The organism is Pseudomonas sp. LAIL14HWK12:I10, assembly GCF_900184205.1.
GTDB classification, from domain to species: Bacteria; Pseudomonadota; Gammaproteobacteria; order Pseudomonadales; family Pseudomonadaceae; genus Aquipseudomonas; species Aquipseudomonas kermanshahensis.
The window spans coordinates 205456-223362 of sequence record NZ_FXWU01000008.1; the positions used below are offsets into that span (position 1 = coordinate 205456).

12 protein-coding genes are annotated in these 17907 nt (G+C 63.6%); 5 read left to right on the forward strand and 7 right to left on the reverse strand.

The annotated features are described in order from the left end of the window. Positions 1–34: 34 nt before the first annotated feature. Both QOS90_RS19175 and QOS90_RS19180 read right to left on the reverse strand, forming a co-directional pair. Positions 35–340 (reverse strand): hypothetical protein, encoded by a 306-nt coding sequence (locus QOS90_RS19175; protein ID WP_027594870.1) that lies wholly within the window; start codon positions 338–340, stop codon positions 35–37. A gap of 427 nt (positions 341–767) precedes the next feature. Beyond that, on the reverse strand, positions 768–2063 hold the full coding sequence (locus tag QOS90_RS19180) for an MFS transporter (RefSeq protein WP_027596740.1): 1296 nt from the start codon (positions 2061–2063) through the stop codon (positions 768–770). Positions 2064–2818: 755 nt separating this feature from the next. On the opposite strand from QOS90_RS19180, the gene fdnG reads away from it, so the two are divergent. The 5 genes from fdnG to QOS90_RS19205 are packed head-to-tail and all read left to right on the forward strand — an operon-like array spanning position 2819 to position 9230. Continuing rightward, positions 2819–5869, forward strand: a complete 3051-nt coding sequence (fdnG, locus tag QOS90_RS19185; protein WP_085273392.1) for a formate dehydrogenase-N subunit alpha — start codon at positions 2819–2821, stop codon at positions 5867–5869. 13 nt (positions 5870–5882) lie between these two features. Then, positions 5883–6767 carry a formate dehydrogenase subunit beta gene (gene fdxH / locus QOS90_RS19190; RefSeq protein WP_027596742.1) on the forward strand — a complete coding sequence of 295 codons (885 nt, stop codon included), beginning with the start codon at positions 5883–5885 and terminating at the stop codon, positions 6765–6767. Continuing rightward, positions 6764–7399 (forward strand): formate dehydrogenase subunit gamma, encoded by a 636-nt coding sequence (locus tag QOS90_RS19195; protein ID WP_027596743.1) that lies wholly within the window; start codon positions 6764–6766, stop codon positions 7397–7399. The genes fdxH and QOS90_RS19195 overlap by 4 nt, the downstream gene beginning before the upstream one ends. Next, positions 7396–8298 (forward strand): formate dehydrogenase accessory protein FdhE, encoded by a 903-nt coding sequence (gene fdhE, locus QOS90_RS19200; protein WP_027596744.1) that lies wholly within the window; start codon positions 7396–7398, stop codon positions 8296–8298. The genes QOS90_RS19195 and fdhE overlap by 4 nt, the downstream gene beginning before the upstream one ends. Positions 8299–8354: 56 nt before the next feature. Next, positions 8355–9230 (forward strand): AEC family transporter, encoded by an 876-nt coding sequence (locus tag QOS90_RS19205; RefSeq protein WP_027596745.1) that lies wholly within the window; start codon positions 8355–8357, stop codon positions 9228–9230. A gap of 742 nt (positions 9231–9972) precedes the next feature. On the opposite strand, the gene QOS90_RS19210 is transcribed toward QOS90_RS19205, so the two are convergent. The 5 genes from QOS90_RS19210 to QOS90_RS19230 form a co-directional block, all read right to left on the reverse strand. Beyond that, on the reverse strand, positions 9973–11106 hold the full coding sequence (locus QOS90_RS19210) for an HlyD family secretion protein (RefSeq protein ID WP_027596746.1): 1134 nt from the start codon (positions 11104–11106) through the stop codon (positions 9973–9975). Then, on the reverse strand, positions 11106–12752 hold the full coding sequence (locus tag QOS90_RS19215; RefSeq protein ID WP_027596747.1) for an MFS transporter: 1647 nt from the start codon (positions 12750–12752) through the stop codon (positions 11106–11108). The genes QOS90_RS19210 and QOS90_RS19215 overlap by 1 nt, the downstream gene beginning before the upstream one ends. A 68-nt stretch (positions 12753–12820) precedes the next feature. Further along, positions 12821–13396, reverse strand: a complete 576-nt coding sequence (gene mobA, locus QOS90_RS19220) for a molybdenum cofactor guanylyltransferase MobA (RefSeq protein ID WP_027596748.1) — start codon at positions 13394–13396, stop codon at positions 12821–12823. Between the two features lie 61 nt (positions 13397–13457). After that, complete coding sequence (locus QOS90_RS19225; protein WP_085273391.1) at positions 13458–16586, reverse strand: multidrug efflux RND transporter permease subunit; 3129 nt, start codon at positions 16584–16586, stop codon at positions 13458–13460. Between the two features lie 11 nt (positions 16587–16597). Continuing rightward, on the reverse strand, positions 16598–17785 hold the full coding sequence (locus tag QOS90_RS19230; RefSeq protein WP_085273390.1) for an efflux RND transporter periplasmic adaptor subunit: 1188 nt from the start codon (positions 17783–17785) through the stop codon (positions 16598–16600). Between the last annotated feature and the right edge of the window lie 122 nt (positions 17786–17907).

Genomic DNA, 17907 nt, shown 5'->3' on the forward strand with positions numbered 1-17907 from the left:
AGGGCAATGGAGCGCAGTGTAGTCCAGCCGAGCCTCAACGGCTGTCCTGGTCCTCAGCGGTGCCGCCATCGTAGCCGGCACCGGAACCTGTGGCTTCGCCGGTGCTGTTGGAGCCGCCACTGGCGCCGTCAGCGGCATCGGTGCCGGTGTTGCTGCTGTCGTTGTCCTGGCCGCTGCCGGGGCTGTTGACGCTGCTTCCGTCACCTGCGGTCTTGCCGCCAGACTGGTCGGTTTGTGGGCGGCTGTCGGTATTGGTGGGTTCGGTGGCAGCGAAGCTGGTGCCGGTGATGGCGCCCAGGGCCAAGGCCAGGCACAGCGAAAGGGGGCGAATGCGGATCATGATGAATCTCCTGTGCGGATGATCTGTCATTCGTTTGGCTGGAGCAGGGCGGCGCGGTGCCCTCTGGGCGACGGGTGGTCACCAGAGGCCAGGAGCACGCCTTTTCTGTGTAGGAGCAGCCTTGTGCTGCGAAGAGGCCGGTGACCACACAACAGATCTTCTCTGCTATCACTGGCCTCTTCGCAGCACAAGGCTGCTCCTACCGGGGTGGGGTTATCGGGTTTCGGCTTGCGCTGGCCGGTACCTTGCTGCGGCTCGAACGGCGAATGCTCAGGGCGCCTACCTCGGGTGGTCATCAGAGTCAAGGAACACGCGTTTTCTGTGTAGGAGCAGCCTTGTGCTGCGAAGAGGCCGGTGACCACACAACAGATCTTCGCTGTTATCACTGGCCTCTTCGCAGCACAAGGCTGCTCCTACCGAGGTGGGGTTATCGGGTTTCGGCTTGCGCTGCCCCTGTGCCTTGCACCGGCTCCAGCGGCGGATGCTCCTGCGCGGCATGCATCAGGTCTTCAGTCACTCGCAACTCGGCACCGGTGGGCGAGAAGGTGGTGGATGCCGCGAACGGCGCCGGGTGCTCGGCCGCCGGGCGCTTGCCTCGGCGCCACAGGAAGAAGCTGACCATGGCCAGGTTGACCACTGCAAAGGCCCAGAACAGCCCGGCCTCGCCAAACGACGTCATCATCGGCGAAATCGCCAGCGGCGCCAGCGCCGAACCCAGCGAGTTGATCAGCAGCAAGCCCTGGATCATCGGCACCAGCGCGTCGGACGGTGCACGGTCGGCAGCGTGGCTGACCGCTACCGGGTACAGGGCGAACACGCCGCCACCCAGCAGGAACAGCATTGCGGGCAGCAATGACGATTCAGACGGCAAGAACACCGTAATCAACGACAGCACCACGCACAGGCCGGCCAGGGCAATCAGCACATCCTGGCGGTCCTTGCGGTCGGACCAGCGCCCAACCGGGTACTGCAGCAGCATCGCACCCAGGATCACCCAGGCCATCATGCTGCCGACTTCGCCCACGTCCAGGCCAATACGTTGCAGGTACAGCGGCAGCAGCGCATAAATGCCGGCAATCGCCACCCCCGAACCGAAGCAGCCGACCAAACCCGACGGCGCGACTCCCAGCAGTTGGCGGGGCTTCAGCGGTTCGACCTGGTCCAGCAGTGGCGACACCCGCGGCAGGATCACGATCGGCAGCACCGACAGCGCCGCGAGCATACCCGCGAGCATGAATGGCGCGGTGTCGCCCAGGCGGGTAATTTCGCCAAGGCCTGCCTGGGCAATAACGCCGGCGCCGTAGAAGGCAATCATGTACAGCGCCAGCAGGCGGCCACGGATTTTCGCGTCGCCGGCCAGCAGCAACCAGCTCTCGATCACCAGGAACACGCCCACCGCAGCCCAGCCGTTGATCAGGCGCAGGATCGACCACCACGTGGTGTCGTAGAACAGCCCTTGCAACAGGATGGTCGCGGCGATCAGCGAGGCGAAGCTGGTGTAGGCGCGGATATGGCCGATGCGCAGGATCAGCCGGTCATTGAATATCGCGCCAAGGGTCAAGCCAATGAAGTAACTGGACGACACGATACCGATGGTGGTGGCTGATTCACCGGCCGCGCCCAGGCGCAGGGTGGTCAGGGAAGACATGAAACCGTTGCCCAGGGCAATGATGAACAGCCCGAGCAGGGGCGCCAGCGCCATGGCCAGCAAACGCGGAGACATACGTACCTCAAGTTGGATGAGCGGAATGAGCGCCTCTTCGGACGCGCACGCCAGCTGGGCCCGAAAGGGGGCCAAGAGGCTGCACGGATGTGCCTGGGCTGGATGCGACCTGGGCAAGACTCAACCGCTGGGCCGTAAGGGAGCTGGGCCGGGCGGGGTCGGTTGAGCCTATTTCACATGGGCGGTCATGTGTTCAGGCGCGGACTCTGTCATTGCTGCCGGTTGCCACCGTTCAAGGCGACGGGCGAAAAGGAACCGCGATTCTACGTGCTTGCAACCTTTTGCCCAAGGGGCATTGGCCTGCGACGAGACGCCGCAGGGCGTCGCGACGTACAGGCTTAATTCGCCCGTTTAATAATAATTTGTATAGAAAAATAACTTTAGTCGTATTGATTCATTGTTTTGGCGGCGGGCAGTGAGTATTTATTGATCTGGATCAATACAGGTACGTAATTAAATACCGTATCAGCCTGTTGATCGACAGAACTTATCAAGCAATCAAGCCGCTCAATTGGTCCCTGCGGCATCCTGCCACTACAATGGCGGGCGCGGCCCGCAAGGGGCGCCTTGATAAACGTGTGATGCCGCTGTCCATTTAGTAGTTGCAAAAGAAGTTGCGTTTTTATAACGCGCTGTAGATTTCTATTGCCCCTGGCTTGTGCCCGTCACCGAATTAGAACGACCAGCCGATAACACCCGTTGATAAGTAACGCCTGTGTGCCCGGTATTTAACCGGGCCGAGATGAGGAGATCCCATGGCACTTGGCAGACGACAATTTTTCAAACTGTGCACGGCCGGTGCGGCGGCAGCGACCACCGTGTCGCTGGGCTTTGCCCCGGCAGTGGCCAATGCCAGCCAGTCACGCCAATACAAGCTGTTGCGCGCCAAAGAGACCCGCAACAACTGCACCTACTGCTCGGTAGGCTGCGGCATCCTCATGTACAGCCTGGGCGACGGCGCGAAAAACGCCAAGGCACGCATCTTCCACATCGAAGGCGACCCGGACCACCCGGTCAGCCGAGGTTCGCTGTGCCCGAAAGGGGCAGGGTTGGTGGACTACATCCACAGCGAACAGCGCCTGCTGTACCCGGAGTACCGCGCGCCAGGCTCGGACACGTGGCAGCGGATTACCTGGGACCATGCCATCGAGCGCATCGCCCGCTTGATGAAGGCTGACCGCGATGCCAACTTCATCGAGAAAAACGCCAAGGGCGTTACCGTCAACCGTTGGCTGTCCACCGGCATGCTGTGTTCTTCGGCGGCCAGCAGCGAAACCGGCTCGCTCGACCAGCGCTTTACCCGCGCCCTGGGCATCCTCGGCACCGACAGCCAGGCGCGGGTCTGCCACGCCCCGACCGTGTCGGCGCTGGCGCCCACCTTTGGCCGTGGCGCCATGACCAACAACTGGGTGGACATCAAGAATGCCAACGTCGTACTGATCATGGGCGGCAACCCCGCCGAAGCGCACCCGGTGGGCTTCAAATGGGTGATCGAGGCGAAGATCCGCAACGGTGCCAAGGTGATCGTCGTCGACCCGCGCTTCAACCGCAGTGCTGCAGTGGCCGACCTGTATTCGCCCATTCGCGCAGGCTCCGACATCACCTTCCTGATGGGGGTGGTCAACTACCTGATCAGCCATGACCGTATCCAGCACGAGTACGTGCGCGCCTACACCAATGCCAGCCTGATCGTGCGCAGCGACTACAGTTTCGACGACGGCCTGTTCAGCGGCTACGACGCCAACACCCGGCGCTACGATCGCAGCTCGTGGGCCTATGAACTCGACGAGCAGGGCTTTGCCAAGCGTGACGTGACGCTCAGCCACCCGCGCTGCGTGTACAACCTGCTCAAGCAGCATGTCAGCCGCTACACGCCGGAGCGGGTCAGCGAGCTGTGCGGTACGCCAAAGGACGACTTCCTGCAGATTTGCGAAATCCTTGCCAGCACCAGCGCACCGGACAAGACCGCCACCTTCCTTTATGCCCTGGGCTGGACCCACCACACCACGGGCGCCCAGATGATCCGTGGCTCGGGCATGATCCAGCTGCTGCTGGGCAACATCGGCATGGCCGGTGGCGGCGTCAACGCCCTGCGCGGGCACTCCAACATCCAGGGCTACACCGACCTGGGGCTGTTGTCGCAACGCCTGCCGGGTTACATGAACCTGCCGTCCGACAACCAGACCACGGTCGAGACCTACCTGAAAGAAACCACGCCCAGCGCCCAGCTGCCCGGGCAGGTCAACTACTATCAGCACACGCCCAAATTTTTCATCAGCCTGATGAAGAGCCTGTGGGGCGGCAAGGCCACCCCTGAGAACAACTGGGGCTTCGACTGGTTGCCCAAGTGGGACGACAGCTACGACGTACTCAACTATTCCAACCGCATGTATGAAGGCAAGGTCAACGGCTACATTGCCCAGGGCTTCAACCCGATCGCGGCCTTCCCGGACAAGAACAAGGCCGCCGAGGCCTTGGCCAAGCTCAAGTTCCTGGTGATCATCGACCCGCTGGCGACCGAGACGTCGAGCTTCTGGCAGAACCACGGAGAGTCCAACGACGTCGACCCCGCGGCGATCCAGACCGAGGTCTTCCGCCTGCCTTCCAGCTGCTTTGCCGAGGAGAACGGCTCGATCGTCAACTCCAGCCGTTGGCTGCAATGGCACTGGGCCGGGGCGGCCCCGCCCGGTGAGGCCTGGCACGATGGCAAGATCCTCGGCCACCTGTTCATGAAGCTGCGCGAGCTGTACCGCGACGAGGGCGGCGTATGCCCCGAGCCTGTGTTGAACATGGCCTGGGACTACAAGAACCCCTACGATCCAGAGCCCGAAGAAGTCGCCAAAGAGTCCAACGGCTACGCCCTGGCGGACCTGCATGATGACAAGGGCAACCTGGTGCTGCGCAAAGGCCAGTTGCTGGACAACTTCGCCCAATTGCGCGATGACGGCAGCACCGCCTGCTTCAACTGGGTGTTCGCCGGCTCCTGGACCGAGGCCGGCAACCAGATGGCCCGCCGCGACAACGCTGACAGCGGCCTGGGCTGCACCCCAGGTTGGGCGTGGGCCTGGCCGCAGAATCGGCGCATTCTTTACAACCGTGCCTCGGCCGATCCGCAGGGCAACGCCTGGGACCCCAAGCGCCAGATCATTGCCTGGGATGGCAGCCGCTGGAGCGGCAGCGATGTCCCGGACTACCCGGTAACCGCCGCGCCAGGCAGCAACGTCAACCCGTTCATCATGCTGCCCGAAGGGGTAGGCCGGTTGTTCTCGGTTGGCGCCATGAACGATGGGCCGTTCCCTGAGCATTACGAACCGATCGAAAGCCCACTGGCGTCCAACCCGCTGCACCCCAATGTCAGCAAGAGCCCGACCGCACGCCTGTATGAAAGCGACCGTGCGCGGATGGGCAGCCGTGAGGAGTTCCCTTACGTGGCCACCACCTACTCGATCACCGAGTTGTTCCGCCACTGGACCAAGCATTCGCGGCTCAACGCGATCATCCAGCCCGAGCAGTTCATCGAGATCGGCGAAGTGCTGGCCAAGGAAAAAGGCATCGTCCAGGGCGACCTGGTGCGGGTCAGCACCAAGCGCGGCTACATCAAGGCCAAGGCGGTAGTGACCAAGCGTGTCCAGCGGCTAGAGGTCGCCGGCCAGATGGTCGACACCATCGGCATCCCGTGCCACTGGGGCTTCGAGGGTGCCACCCGCAAAGGCTTCCTGGCCAACACGCTGACCCCGGGGGTGGGTGACTCCAACACCAACACCCCGGAATACAAGGCGTTCCTGGTGAACGTGGAAAAGGCCTGACGGAGCGACGCACATGTCCCTGCAATCCCAAGACATCATTCGCCGTTCGGCGACCAACGCCTTCACCCCCGCGCCGCGTGCCCGCGATCACCAGGCCGAGGTGGCCAAGCTGATCGACGTCAGCATCTGCATCGGCTGCAAGGCCTGCCAAGTGGCCTGCAACGAATGGAACGACCTGCGTGACGAGGTAGGCCACAACGTCGGCGTGTACGACAACCCGGCCGACCTCACGCCAGACACCTGGACGCTGATGCGGTTTGACGAGCACCAGGACGAAAGCGGCAAGCTGGAATGGCTGATCCGCAAGGATGGCTGCATGCATTGCGCCGACCCGGGCTGCCTCAAGGCGTGCCCGCAACCGGGGGCGATCATCCAGTACGCCAACGGTATCGTCGATTTTCAGTCCGAGCATTGCATCGGCTGCGGCTACTGCGTGGCCGGTTGCCCGTTCGATGTACCGCGCATCAGCAAGAAGGACAACAAGGCTTACAAGTGCACGCTGTGCGTTGATCGGGTGAGCGTCGGCCAGGAACCGGCCTGCGTGAAAACCTGCCCGACCGGCGCGATCAATTTCGGCAGCAAGGCTGACATGCTGGTGCAGGCCGAAGAACGCGTGAGCGAACTGCAAGGCCGCGGCTTCGCCGGTGCCGGCATTTACGACCCGCAGGCCGTCGGTGGCACCCATGTGTTCTACGTGCTGCAACACGCCGACAAGCCGCAGCTGTACCACAAGCTCAACCCAGACCCGCGCATCAGCAGCGCGATCGAGGGCTGGAAAGGCTGGCTCAAACCGGTGGCCGCCGCGGCATTCTTCGCCACCCTGGCGGGCACGGTGTTCCACTACATCGGCGTTGGCCCTAACGAAGTCGAGGAAGACGACAAGGAGACCCTGGTATGAACAAGGACCGATTGATTCTGCGCACGCGCTTCATCGACCGGGCCAGCCACTGGTTCATGGTCATCTGCTTCTTCCTGGTGGCGATGTCGGGGCTGTCGTGGTTTTTCCCGTCGTTGAACTGGCTGAATGGCGTGTTTGGCACACCGCAGCTGGCGCGCATCCTTCACCCGTTTTTCGGGGTGGTGGTGTTCGTGGTGCTGATGTTCCTGTTCGTGCGCTTCGTCAGGTACAACCTGCCCGAGCGTGAAGACGGCATCTGGTTTCGCAACGTCAAGCGCGTGTTGGCAGGCGACCACAGCCAGCCGCTGCGCATCGGCAAATACAACGCCGGCCAGAAGATCCTGTTCTGGGGGATCATGGGCCTGATCACCTTGCTGATGCTCAGTGGCGTGATCATCTGGCGGCCGTGGTTTGCCGACTACTTCAGCATCTCGCTGATTCGGATTGCCTTGTTTGCCCATGCACTGGCAGGCATCTCGCTGATCCTGCTGATCATTGGCCATGCGTACCTGGCGTTCTGGGTGAAAGGTTCGATTCGCGGCATGATCACCGGCTATGTCTCACGCAGTTGGGCCAAGTCGCACCACGATCGCTGGTATCAGCAGATCAACAGCAAGAGCGAGAAGAAATGAGCAGCATCAAACTGACGGCGGTCGAGCAGCCTACCGGTGGCGTGGGCACCATCAGCGCCTTGTTGCTGCCGCAACTGGACCAGCACTTCGCCAAGCGCGGGGCGCGTTTGCGTCACTTGGCACAGGGGCATGAGCAAGCCGACTATCTGGAGTTCGCCGCCACCATCGCGCAGGCCCAGCAGCGTTTGCTCGATCGTTTTCCCGTGCCGGCCAACGTGCTTGAGGCTCTGACTGAGCGGCTGGGCGCTGAGGCGCCATTATCGACGCAGTTGCACTCAGGTTACTGGCAGCAAGTGCTCGAGCATCTGCTCGAGGACCTGCGCACTGACGCCAGCGACCCGGTATGCGCGGCCCTGGACAGGCTCGCCGCGCTGAGCGCCGATCAGCGCGAAGCCTGCGCCCAAGACTTGCTGCAGGGCCAATATGGCAAGGTGAACAGCGGCGAGGCGGTATTTTTGTGGGCCGCCCTGGGGCTGTACTTCGTGCAACTGGCTGCGGCCTTGCCGGCGCATGCGCATGCGGCGGTGGGCGAGCATCGCCAGTTCTGCCCAGTGTGCGCCAGTGCGCCGGTGGCCAGCGTCATCCTCACTGGCAAGCGTGCTGGGCTGCGCTACCTGCATTGCGGGTTGTGCGAGAGTCGCTGGCACATGGTGCGGGTCAAGTGCAGCAACTGCGAGCACACCGGTAAGCTGGACTATTGGTCGCTGGAGCGTCAGGACAGTGCGGTCAAGGCGGAAAGCTGCGGTGACTGCGAAAGCTACCTGAAGGCCTTCTATTACGAGCACGACCCGGCACTGGAGCCTGTCGCCGATGACTTGGCCTCCTTGCAGCTGGATGCCGAGCTTGAAGGGCAAGGCTTTGCCCGTAGCAGTATCAACCCATTTATGTTTCCGGGTTGAAGCAGCGTAGGACTGCGGCATACTGACGCCTTTCGCACACCAGGAAGGTAAGGCTCATGCTGGCATCGTTGTTCGCCGTTCTGGCACCTGTGTTCATCGTTGCCGGCATTGGTTTTGCCTGGGCCCGCAAAGGCTTGGACTACCCCACTGAGTTCATCGCCAGGCTGGTGATGACGGTCGGCACACCGTCGCTGGTACTGTCGACCTTGAGCCGCACGGAACTGGACCCAACGGCATTTACCAGCATGGCGCTGGCCTGCCTGTTGTGCACGTTGGGCATGGCCCTGGCAGGCCTGCTGGTCAGCCGTGCCTCGGGGCTACACTGGCGTGTGCTGCTGCCGGCGTTCATGTTCCCCAACACCGGCAACATGGGCCTGCCGATCAGCCTGTATGCCTTCGGCGAGCGCGGCCTGGCCCTGGCGGTGGCGTTTTTCCTGACCCTGTCGATCGTACAGTTCACGGTCGGCATGGCCATCTCCGGCACGGCAGCTTCGCTCAAGGCGCTGGTCCGCAACCCCGTTGTGATCAGCCTGGCGGGCGCGATGCCGATCATCTTTCTGGATTTCGAATTGCCGCGTTGGCTGGCCAACACGGTGAACCTGCTCGGTGGTATGACCATCCCGCTGATGCTACTGACCCTGGGCGTTTCGCTGGCCAGCATTCGCCTGCGCCATGTGGGCAGCGGCATGCTGCTGGGTGGTTTGCGTATCGGCCTGGGCGCGGCGGTGGGGTGGGCGGTTGGCGTGGCCTTGGGCATGGATACCCTGGAGCGTGCGGTACTGATGGTGCAATCGGCGATGCCGGTGGCGGTGTTCAATTACCTCATGGCCGTGCGCGCCAACCGCTCGCCGGAGCAGGTGGCGAACCTGGTGATGTGTTCAACGGTGCTGTCATTCGCCTGGTTGCCGATTGTGCTGGCGGGGTGGATGTAGCGTGCTGCCTTGTCATACGGGCTTTGTGTAGGAGCAGCCTTGCGCTGCGAAGAGGCCAGTAAAAGTAGCGAAGATCTACTGTGTTTTCACCGGCCTCTTCGCAGCACAAGGCTGCTCCTACACGGTATCTACTGCGCATCCCGGGTGTCGATGCTGACCATCTGGTGATGTTCAACGGTGTTGTCATTCGCCTGGCTGCTGTAGCGCGCTGCCTTGTCATACGGGCTTTGTGTAGGAGCAGCCTTGCGCTGCGAAGAGGTCAGTAAAAGCAGCGAAGATCTACTGTGTTTTCACCGGCCTCTTCGCAGCACAAGGCTGCTCCTACAGCGAAATCTACTGCGTGCCCCGGGTGTCGATGCTGACCATCTGGTGATGTTCAACGGTGTTGTCATTCGCCTGGCTGCTGTAGCGCGCTGCCATGTCATACGCGCTTTGTGTAGGAGCAGCCTTGCGCTGCGAAGAGGCCGGTAAAAGCTGCGCAGATCTACTGTGTTTTCACCGGCCTCTTCGCAGCACAAGGCTGCTCCTACAGCGAAATCTACTGCGTGCCCCGGGTGTCGATGCTGACCATCTGGTGATGTTCAACGGTGTTGTCATTCGCCTGGCTGCTGTAGCGCGCTGCCATGTCATACGGGCTTTGTGTAGGAGCAGCCTTGCGCTGCGAAGAGGCCGCTAAAAGCAGCGAAGATCTACTGTGTTTTCACCGGCCTCTTCGCAGCACAAGGCTGCTCCTACACGGTATCTACTGCGCATCCCGGGTGTCGATGCTGACCACCACCGACATCCCTGGCCGCAACCGCTTCGCCTCTGGCTGGTCGGCATCCACAGTGATGCGCACCGGGATCCGCTGGGCAATCTTGACGAAGTTGCCGGTGGCGTTGTCGGCCTGCAGCAGGGCGAATTCGGAGCCGGTGGCCGGCGAAATCTGCTGCACATGGCCGTACAGCTTCTGGTGGTTCAGCGCATCCACGGTGAAACTCACCGGCTGGCCGATGCGCACCGCGGCCATCTGGGTTTCCTTCATGTTGGCGATTACCCACAGGGTATCAGGCACCAGCGCCATCAGTTGCGCACCGGAATTCACGTAGGCCCCCAGGCGGGTGCCGATCTGCCCCAGCTGGCCATCGCGCGGGGCGGTCACGCGGGTGTTGTCGAGGTCGATACGGGCGAGCTCGACGGCGGCCTTGGCATTTTCCACCGAGGCCTGCAACGCGGCCCGGTTGACCACCACGGTTTCCCGGTCCTGCCGGGCGATTTCCAGGGCAGCCTTGGCCTGGGCCAGGCTGGCGACAGCAGCCGCCTGGCTGGCACGGGCAAGGTCCAGCTCGCGGCGCGACACCGAACCGTCGCTGACCAGCGCCTGGTTACGGCTGAGGTCGGCCTTGGCCTTGGCCCCCTGGGCCGTTGCATCGCCGATGGCCGCCTGGCGCTGGGCAATGGTGGCTTCGGCGCTGTTGCGTTGCTGCAGGTTATTGGCCAGTGCCGCCTGCTGCTGTTGCAACTGGGCGATGGCCTGGGCCAGGCGTTGCTTATAGATGCGGTCGTCCAGTTGCACCAGCAGGTCGCCTGCCTTGACGAACTGGAAGTCATGCACCGGCACATCGACGATGTAGCCACTCAGTTGCGGGCCGATGATCGTCACCTGGCCGCGCACCAGTGCGTTTTCAGTGCTCTCGATGGCACTGCCGAACGGCGGCAGGCGCCAGGCGTAGAGCACCAGCAGGATGCCGGCCAGGGCCACACAGGCAAAACTGATCGACGACAGGATGCGCATCCGGCGCGAGCGTACCGGGCTGGTCGGTTCACTGGGCGGCGGCGTGCCCTCTGGGGTTTCAGCAAGGGCAGTGGTGGTGGTCGTGCGGGTTTCGTCGGTCATCAGGTAGGCGCGCCGCGGCTAGAGTCAGGGGAGGTGGCCTTGCGGGCCGTGTACCAGAGCCAGGTGCTGCGGATGCAGATCCAGATCATGGTCAGGATAGCGATGCTGCCGATCAGCATGAACACATCGTTGTAGGCCATCACGTTGGCCTCGCGGGTGGCCGCACTGGCCAGCACGCGCATGCCGGCCTCGCTGCGCAGCGCGGGGTCGGCAAGGAGGCCGGCATAGCCGCCACCGCCGCTTTGCACCCGGGCGTTGACCAGGGGTTCGAGGTAGCTGAGGCGGTCCATCAGGTGGCTGGAATGGAATTTCTCGCGCCAGGTCTGGAAGGTGCCCAGCAGCGCCGCGCCAATCAGGCCTCCGAGGTTGTTGCAGATGCCGAACAGCACCGAAAAGCTCACCAGGTTGCGCGGGTTGGCGCGCACATGGCTGATGCCCAGGGCCATCGACGGGCCCAGGAAGAACGTGCTGCCGAAGGCCAGCAAGAACTGGCTCAGGTACATCTGCGCCGGGCGCGTGAGGTTGCTTGAACTGCTGTCCATGAACGCCCCGGTGGCCATCGCCAGCAGCGACACCAGCAACGGGATCACCAAGTGCTTGGGGTCGATGGTCAGGGCGCTGGTCGCCAGGCCCGCCACCGCACCCAACAACATGATCGCGTACAGCGTGCGCATCTGCTCGCTGCCCATGTTTAACACTTGCAGAAAACCGACCGCGCCGGTGGACTGCTCCGAGGTGACCATGCGGATCAGAATCACGCACAGGGCCAGGCGGATGATCGTGCCGCTGCCCAGCCAGCGGGTCATCAGCAGCGGGTTCTGGCGATTGTGCTCGATGGCCAGCCCACTGAATATCAGGCCAATCGACGCGGCCAGTGCCACACCGATCCAGGGCGTTTCCAGCCACCAGTCAATGCGCCCCAGCGACAGCGCGGCGCAGAGCAGGGCGGTGCCGCTGGCCATCAGGGTGAAGGTGAGAAAATCCAGTGGCTCGAAGGTCTTGAAGCGGTCGCCCGGTGGCAACTTGAGCATCAGCACGCAGCCCAGTGCGGCCAACGCCAAGCCGAGTTCGAACAGGTATAGCCCGCGCCATTCGGCGATCTGCAGCAAGTCTTCAGAGAACAGTCGCGCCAGCGGCAAGGCCAATTGCGAGGCGCCCAGGCCCAGCACCATAGCCTTGAGCCGCCACTGCGCGGGGAACGCCTGGATCATGTAGTACAGGCCCAGCGAGCTCAGCGCGGCGCCAACCATGCCATGGGCGGCGCGCACGGCAATTGCCGAGTTGAGGTCATTGACGAACAGGTGGCCAAAGGTGACCAGCGCATACAGCACCAGGAACACTTCGGTGAAGGCACGCAGGCCGAACTGCTGGCGAAACTTGACCAGCAGCAGGTTGATGGACACGTTGGTCATCACATAGGCGGCCGGCAGCCAGGCCATTTCGGCGGTGGTCGCCCCCAGCGCACCCTGCAGGAACACCAGGTTGGCTGTTACCAGCGCGTTGCCCAACCCACCGGTGATCGCCACCAACAGGCCCACCAGGCCAAAGGCCAGGCGTTTGGCGGGCGAGTGCAAAGGCGTGGACGGCGATCCGGGCAGGCTGGGTTTTTCGTGGGGGAGCCACTGGCGGGGGGCGTATTTGTCCATGGGCAGACTTTACGTGAGGGGCTGGGGCATTAACACCGTCTGGGCTCAAGTTTGCCGTGCGGCGTGCGTCAGTTTTGCAGAGTTTCCGGGCTATTGAAGTTGCTCAAACGCGGATCATCCTTGGCACACACCAGCGCTTGCACAGCCCCTTTCAGCAGGGCCTTCTGCAAGCTTCGCTCATTGGCCGCCCACGCCTGCTCCAGCACCGGCAACACCTTGCGCGGCAGCACACTGAACATCGGCTGCCAGTAGCCTGCCTGGCGCACCATCGCCGCACTGTCGCCGGCCACCGCCAGCCGCAGCAGGTCCTCGATCAACGGCCGATCAATCAGCGGTGCATCGCAGGCCAGCACCACCACCCATGCGTGCCGCGCCGCCGCCAGGCCTGCGATCACCCCGGCCAACGGCCCAGGGAAATCGGGGGCTGCATCGCCCACCAACTGGTCAGCATAGGCTCGATAGGCGTCCTGGTTGCGGTTGCAGGAAATGATCAGGTCATCGCTCAGCGGGCGTACCACGCGTTGCACATGCGCCACCAATGGCTCGCCTTGCCAGGCCAGCAAGCCCTTGTCGCGGCCGCCCATGCGCTGGCCGCGGCCACCGGCGAGGATGAGAATGGAACAGGGGGGCAGGGCAGCAGGCATGAAAAAGGGTTCCGGGCAGTCAATGCCAGGAACCCTCCCATGTCATGCGGTGCTTGTCCAGTCAGCGTGCGTCAAGCGCTGGAGTCGCCTCGGCTTTAGCGCCGCGACCGCGCCCGGCCAGGCGCATCACCACGACGAAGAACACCGGCACGAACACCACCGCCAGGGTGGCGCTGAGCATGCCGCCGATCACACCCGTGCCAATCGCTTGCTGGCTGGCCGAGCTGGCGCCGGTGGCGATCGCCAGGGGCACCACGCCGAGGATGAACGCCAGCGAGGTCATCACAATCGGCCGCAGACGCAGGCGGGCGGCTTGTACCGCGGCATCGACGGCATCGACACCCTGGTCCACCAAACTCTTGGCGAACTCGATGATGAGGATCGCGTTCTTGGCCGACAGGCCGATCAGGGTGATCAGGCCGACCTTGAAGAACACGTCATTGGGCATGCCCCGCAGGGTGACTGCCAGCACCGCACCGAGTACCCCAAGCGGCACCACCAGCAGCACGGCGGTGGGGATCGACCAGCTCTCGTACAGCGCAGCCAGGCACAGGAACACCACCAGCAGCGACAGCGCCATCAGGATCGGCGCCTGGCTGCCGGACAGCCGCTCCTGCAGCGACAGGCCGGTCCATTCCAGGCCTGCGCCGGCCGGCAGTTGCGCGACCAGGCGCTCGACTTCGGCCATGGCTTCACCCGAGCTGTAGCCCGCCGCCGGTTCACCGGAAATAGACACCGCCGGGTAACCGTTGTAGCGGGTCAGCTGCACTGGGCCGCTGACCCACTTCGCCTGGACGAAGGCCGCCAGCGGCACCATCTTGCCACTGCTGTTGCGCACATGGATTTTCAGCAAGTCTTCGACCTGGCTACGCTGGTCGCCTTCGGCCTGCACCACCACCCGTTGCATACGGCCCTGGTTGGGGAAGTCGTTGACGTAGCTGGAGCCGACGGCGGTATCCAGTACCGCGCCGATGTCGGCGAACGACACCCCCAGGGCATTGGCCTGGCGACGGTCGATTTCCAGTTGCACCTGCGGGCTTTCGGCCAGCGACGCTTCGCGCACGTTGGTCAGCACCTTGCTTTTGCCTGCACCCGCCAGCAACGCATCGCGGGCGGCCATCAGCGCGGTGTGGCCCATGCCGCCACGGTCCTGCAGACGGAACTCAAAACCGGTCGACTCGCCCAGGCCATCGATGGGTGGTGGCAGCACGGCGTAGGCCACGGCGTCCTTGAGCTGAGTGAAGGCCATAGTGGCGCGGTCGGCAATCGACTGGGCGCTGTCATCGGCACCGCGCTCGGACCAATCCTTGAGCGTGGTGAACGCCAGTGCCGCGTTCTGCCCACTGCCAGAGAAGCTGAAGCCGAGGATCAGCGTAGTGTTGCCGACACCGGGTTCCTCCGCATTGTGCGCTTCGATCTGCGCCGCCACCTGTTCGGTACGCATGCGGCTGGCGCCTGGCGGTAGTTGGATGTCGGTGATGGTGTAGCCCTGGTCTTCGGTGGGCAAGAACGCCGTGGGCAGTTGGCTGAAGCCATAGCCCAGCACGGCCAGCAGCACGCCGTACACCAGCAGGTAGCGACCGCTGCGCTTGAGCGCTTGCACCACCCAGCGCTGATAGCCGTTGCTCATGCTGTCGAAGCGTCGGTTGAACCAGCCGAAGAAGCCCTTGCGCTCGTGGTGCTCGCCTTTGCCCAACGGTTTGAGCAAAGTCGCGCACAGTGCTGGGGTCAGGCTGAGGGCGAGAAACGCCGAGAACAGGATCGACACCGCCATCGACACCGAGAACTGCTGGTAGATCACGCCCACCGACCCTTTCATGAAGGCCATCGGCAGGAACACGGCCACCAGCACCAGGGTAATGCCGACAATCGCCCCGCTGATCTGGCCCATGGCCTTGCGCGTGGCTTCCTTGGGCGGCAGGCCTTCTTCGGCCATGATCCGCTCGACGTTTTCTACCACCACGATGGCGTCGTCGACCAGAATGCCGATGGCCAGGACCATACCGAACAGGGTCAGCACGTTGACCGAGAAGCCCATGGCCAGCATCACGGCGAAGGTGCCCATCAGCGCCACCGGCACTACCAAGGTCGGGATCAGCGTGTAGCGCAGGTTCTGCAGGAACAGGAACATCACCGCGAACACCAGCAGCATGGCTTCGAACAGCGTGTTGATCACCTGCTGGATCGACACCTTGACGAAGGGCGAGGTGTCATACGGGATGTCGTATTTGACGCCTTCCGGGAAGTAGCGCGACAACTCCTGCATCTTGGCCCGCACCAGGTCGGCGGTTTCCATGGCGTTGGCGCCGGGGGCCAGCTGTACGCTGAACGCGGTCGCGGGCTTGCCGTTAAGGCGCGTACCGTACTGGTACTCCTGGGCACCGATCTCAACCCGGGCGACATCGCCGACGGTCACTGTAGACCCGTCCGCGTTGGCGCGCAGGACAATGGCCGCGAACTCCTCTGGCGTGCTCAGCTGGCCCTTGACCAGCACGTTGGCGGTGATTTCCTGGGTGCCGCGGGCGGGTAGGCCACCAATACTGCCAGGGGCGACCTGGGCGTTTTGCGCGGCAATGGCATCAGCCACATCGTTAGGCGTGAGGTTGAAACCGATCAGCTTGCTCGGGTCGATCCAGATCCGCATGGCACGCTCAGAACCATACAGCTGGGCCTTGCCGACGCCCTTCAGGCGGCGGATCTCGTTCATCACGTTGCGCGCGAGAATATCCGACAGGGCGGTTTCGTCGAGCTTGCCGTCCTCCGAAGTCAGGGTGGCCAGCAGCAGGAAGCCGGTGGACACCTTCTCCACCTGCAGGCCTTGCTGGGTCACGGGGCGAGGCAGGCGCGACTCGACCACCTTGAGGCGGTTCTGCACATCGACCTGAGCCAGGTCCGGGTGCGTGCCAGGTTCGAAGGTGGCGGTGATGGTGGCGCTGCCCAGGCTGCTTTGCGACTCGAAATACAGCAGATTGTCGGCGCCGTTGAGTTCCTGCTCGATCAGGCTGACCACGCTCTCGTCCATGGTCGCCGCTGAGGCGCCTGGGTACACGGCGTAGATTTCCACTTGCGGCGGGGCCACGTTGGGGTACTGGGCCACCGGCAATTGCGGAATGGCCAAGGCGCCAGCGAGCAGGATGAACAGCGCGACCACCCAGGCGAACACGGGGCGGTCAATGAAAAAGTGCGGCATCAATCAGCCCCTCACTGGCGGTTGTGCTGTGCGATCGGCGGCGCGCCGGGCGCTGTGCCCTGGCTCGCTTCGACCTGCACCTGGTCGCCGGCCTTGACGTGTTGCAGGCCTTCGATAACCACTTGTTCACCGGGCGCCAGGCCTTCGCTGACCACCCAGCGGTCGCCTTGGGCGCTGCCCAGCACGACCTGGCGGTCGCTGACGCGGGCCTGCGGGTCGACCACCAGCACTTTCGGCACACCGGCGCTGTCGCGCAGGATGGCGCGCTGCGGCACGCTGAGGCCTTTGGGCTGCACCGCTTGTTCCAGGCGCACGCGCACATAGCTGCCCGGCAGCAGGTCGAGGTCCGGGTTGGGGAACTCGCTGCGCAGGGTGATCTGGTTGGTGCTCGGGTCGACGCTGATGTCAGAGAACAGCAGCTTGCCGGGCAGCGGGTAGGCGCTGCCGTCGTCCTGAATCAGCGTGGCGCGAGCCTGGCCGTCGCCGACCTGTTGCAGCTCGCCGGCTCGCAGAGCACGGCGCAGGGCGTTGAGCTCGCGGGTCGACTGGGTGACGTCGGCATGAATTGGGTCCAGTTGCTGGATGGTGGCCAGGGGTGTGGTCTCGTTCTGCCCGACCAGTGCACCTTCGGTTACCAGCGCGCGGCCGATGCGCCCGGAAATGGGCGCGGTCACCGTGGCATAACCCAGGTTCAGGCGGGCCCGCTCCAGGGCAGCCTTGGCCTCGGCAACTTCGGCGTCAGCCTGCAGGAAGCTGGCCCGGGCATTGTCGTATTCCTGGCGGCTCACGGCCTTGTCGTCGACCAGCTCGCGGTAGCGTTGCTCTTGCAGGCGCGCTTGATACAAGTTGGCCTGGGCCTTGGCCAGGGTGGCGCGGGCGCTGTCGTGGTCGGCCTTGAACGGCGCCGGGTCGATGAGGAACAGCACGTCGCCTTGCTTGACGTCGCTACCCTCGCGGTAGACCCGCTTGAGCACCACGCCAGCTACACGTGCGCGCACCTCCGCAGTCCGCGGTGCCAGGATACGGCCGCTGAGTTCGCTGCTGATGGCCAGCGGCTGCAGTTGCAGGGTTTCGACGCGCACCTGCGGGGTGGGCTCTTTTTCGTCCTGCTCGGCGCTGTCGCCACAGCCGGTCAGGGATATGCTCAGAAACGCCAGAAGCGCCACGGGGCGCAGGCGAGGGGGGAGGCTAGTAGGCATACGGATCTTCCGATGATGACGCGGTGTATGCTACGGCAGGCGTTCCCTTGGTGGCTGTTAATACCTGTAGGGCGAGTGTGAAAAAGTGTGAAGAAGCGTCCTGCCTCGGCGTAGGATTCTAT